We start from the raw sequence: 3246 nt of genomic DNA, 5'->3' as shown, positions 1-3246 counted from the left end.
GCCGATCACGGCGCCCGCCAGGAACACACAGACGATATCGGCCGAAGAGAACATCAGATTGACGATCGTGCCGAGCACGACGAACTGCAGCCAGACCGGAAACGCCGCCGAGGCGTCGATGAATTGCGGCAGGAACGCCATGAAGAAGATCGCTGTCTTCGGATTGAGCACCTCGACGGTGATGCTCTCGAAAAAGGCACGCCGTGCCGATTTGCGCTCGATCGCGGGCAGCGCCGCATCGCCCTCCACGCGCTTGCGAAACAGCGAGACGCCAAGCCAGATCAGATAGAGCGCGCCGACCAGCTTGACCGCCAGGTAGAGCGTCGGCACGGCATGAAACAGCACCGACAGCCCGGCAGCCGCTGCGAAAACATGCACGTAGCCGCCCAGATGAATGCCAAGTGCCGCCGTCAGGCCGGACCAGCGGCCGCGCGCCATCGTCTGCGCGGCCGCATAGAGCATGGCCGGGCCTGGAATGTAGGCGAAAATCGCCGTGGTGGCGAAAAACGCGATGAGCAGTTCGGTCGATGGCATTTTTGGTCCCTCACGATCGTGCTCTGTTCTGTCGATTCAGTCCGCGCGCGGGATGGCTTTGGACTGACCCGTGCGGACAACCGCAGTAAAAGCGAACATAATTTTCTTGTGAAATGACGGGCTGAACGCGCCGATTCGCGCACCCGGCTCGAAATAGGCCGACGCTTCCAGTATATCATGATTGTACTCATCGACCATGACCCAAAGGGGCATAGGGTCGAGGCCCGCACGGTGGCGTTCAATTTCCGGAATGCTGACGGCAACGCGATCACGGCCCGGCTGCGTGGAAGTGATTGCAAGGATGAAGAGGTTCGTACCGCCGGCTTTCCCAGGAAGGACAGCCACAAAGGCCACAGGCCGTGACTTCCGGCCTTCGGTCTCGCCGTCTCCGTGTTGACGATGCCAAAGATATGGATATCGCCAGACGTCCGCAGCGGCGGGTTTAATCACGGTCCAATTCCGCGGCGTACTCCTCGAGCATCTCGACATGTTCGGTCGGGGCATCCTCCGCAGCGTAGACGCGGCGGCTGTCGTTGCCGAAGCGCGCTTCGTAGGTCTCGATGCTCATCAGGACGTATCTCGGCTTGTTGTGGCGAGTGATGGAGACCGGCTGCTGGCTGGCAGCTGCAAGCACATCTCCAAGATTCTGTTTCAGATCGGTCGATGGATAGTTTTTCATGGGACACCCTGTTTTGTCCATAATAGACAAAACAGACAAAACAGACAAGCGCATAAAAGTGGCAGGACAGGCGCATGCGCCTGGCTTTGTCGACAGCCCGCCTAGCCTCCCCTATAAGGACCGGAATCGCAAGCAACCAGAGGCCCTTCATGATCATCGTCACGGGCGGCGCCGGCATGATCGGCTCCAACATCGTCGCCGCGCTGAATGCCGAAGGGCATGACGACATCCTGGTCGTCGACGACCTTACCGACGGTCACAAGATCGCCAATCTTGCCGATCTCAAGATCGCCGACTATCTCGACAAGAACGATTTCCTGGACCGCATGGAGGCCGGCTCGCTCGGCCGCATCGAGGCGGTGTTCCACCAGGGCGCCTGCTCGACCACCACCGAGTGGAACGGCAAATTCATGATGGAGGTGAATTACGCCTTCTCGAAACGGCTGCTGCATGCAAGCCAGGCGCTGCGCGTGCCTTTCCTTTATGCCTCCTCGGCTTCCGTCTATGGCGGCGGCTCGGAGTTTCGCGAGGATCCCGCGCTCGAGCGGCCGCTCAACGTATACGCCTATTCCAAGAAGCTGTTCGACGATTACGTCAGGCGAACCGTGTTCGCCGGGCGCACCGCCTTCGATACCGACCATTCACAGGTCGTGGGCTTGCGCTACTTCAACGTCTATGGCCCGCGCGAGGCGCATAAGGGCGCCATGGCCTCCGTCGCCTTCCATCTGTTCAACCAGGTCGAACAAGGCCAGAACCCGAAACTGTTCGGCGCCTATGACGGGTTCGGACCCGGCGAACAAAGCCGTGACTTCATCCACGTCGGCGACGTTGCCGACGTCAATCTGTGGCTGTGGAAACAGGGCTCAAGCGGCATCTTCAATTGCGGCACCGGCCGTGCCCAGCCCTTCCGCGCCATAGCCGAAACGGTGATCGACACGTTGGGGAAAGGCGAGATTGAATTCATCCCCTTTCCCGACCATCTCAAGGGCAGCTACCAGAGCTTTACGCAAGCTGATATGTCCCGTTTGCGCGCGGCCGGTTATAACGGCCAATTCCGGACAGTGGAAACCGGTGTCAGAGACTATGTCGAATGGCTGAAAGCCCAACGATCCTCGTGATCGGCCCACGCTGGGTGGGCGACATGGTGATGGCGCAGTGCCTGTTTTCGGCGCTGAAGGAGTTGCGTCCCAACGCCGCTATCGATGTGCTGGCGCCGGCCTGGGCCGCGCCGCTGGTCAAGCGCATGCCCGAGATCCGCCAGCAGATCGACTTTCCGCTCAAACCCGGCGCGCTCGAATTCACCCATCGCCGCCGCTTCGGCCGCCTGCTGCGCGGCCGCTACGACATGGCCTATATCCTGCCGGGCAGCTGGAAGTCGGCGCTGATCCCGTTCTTTGCCCGTATTCCGCGCCGTGTCGGCAATTTGCGCGAGATGCGCTATGGCCTGTTGACCGACATCGTGCCATTGCCCGACAGCATCAAACGACGCACAGCGCAGGCCTATTTCGGTCTCGCCCAGGGCGGCACTTTCCGGGCGCCGCGACTGACCGTGGACACGAAAAACCAGGTCGACCTGCTCGGCCGTTTCGGCTTGGCGCCGCAGAAATTCGTGGCCCTGATGCCCGGCGCCGAATTCGGCCCGGCCAAGCGCTGGCCCAGCGAAAGCTATGCCGGGCTTGCCCGCGATTTCATGGGCAAAGGCTTGAAGGTTGCTCTGTTTGGCTCGAAGAACGACCGCGACGTGACGGCGGAGATCGCGGCCCTGGCCCCCGGCGTCGTCGATCTCGCCGGACAGACGCGGCTGGAGGACGCCATCGATCTGATATCAGCCGCAAGGCTGGCCGTGTCCAACGACAGCGGGCTGATGCATGTCGCGGCCGCCGTCGGCACGCCGATCGTCGCCGTCTATGGCTCGACCTCGCCCGAGAACACGCCGCCGCTGGGGGAACGCCGCGAGTTGGTCTGGCTTGGCCTGTCGTGCTCGCCATGCCACCAGAAGGTCTGCCCGCTCGGCCACCTCAACTGCCTGAAGA

At 61.7% G+C, this 3246-nt stretch carries 5 protein-coding genes; 2 read left to right on the top strand and 3 right to left on the bottom strand.

Annotated features, from left to right (window positions below):
• The 3 genes from EN893_RS25580 to EN893_RS25570 all read right to left on the bottom strand — a co-directional run.
• On the bottom strand, positions 1 to 534 hold a 534-nt coding region (locus EN893_RS25580; RefSeq protein ID WP_164901094.1), incomplete at its 3' end, for a LysE family translocator.
• A 36-nt stretch (positions 535 to 570) separates the two neighbouring features.
• A complete protein-coding gene (locus EN893_RS25575) occupies positions 571 to 984 on the bottom strand; it encodes a hypothetical protein (protein ID WP_236382885.1) in 414 nt (137 codons plus the stop codon).
• Positions 977 to 1213 (bottom strand): type II toxin-antitoxin system Phd/YefM family antitoxin, encoded by a 237-nt coding sequence (locus EN893_RS25570; RefSeq protein ID WP_127269900.1) that lies wholly within the window; start codon positions 1211 to 1213, stop codon positions 977 to 979. Before EN893_RS25570 ends, EN893_RS25575 begins: the two co-directional genes overlap by 8 nt.
• A 149-nt stretch (positions 1214 to 1362) precedes the next feature.
• On the opposite strand from EN893_RS25570, the gene rfaD reads away from it, so the two are divergent.
• Complete coding sequence (gene rfaD, locus EN893_RS25565; protein ID WP_127269898.1) at positions 1363 to 2331, top strand: ADP-glyceromanno-heptose 6-epimerase; 969 nt, start codon at positions 1363 to 1365, stop codon at positions 2329 to 2331.
• Positions 2304 to 3246, top strand: a 943-nt coding sequence (waaF, locus tag EN893_RS25560) for a lipopolysaccharide heptosyltransferase II (protein ID WP_128361868.1), incomplete at its 3' end; no start/stop codon positions are given. The genes rfaD and waaF, both read left to right, overlap by 28 nt.

This window comes from Mesorhizobium sp. M7A.F.Ca.CA.004.04.2.1, from assembly GCF_004022825.1.
Lineage (GTDB): Bacteria > Pseudomonadota > Alphaproteobacteria > Rhizobiales > Rhizobiaceae > Mesorhizobium.
Note: the sequence above shows the minus strand (reverse complement) of the source record. Positions and strands in the feature narration are given on the sequence as shown.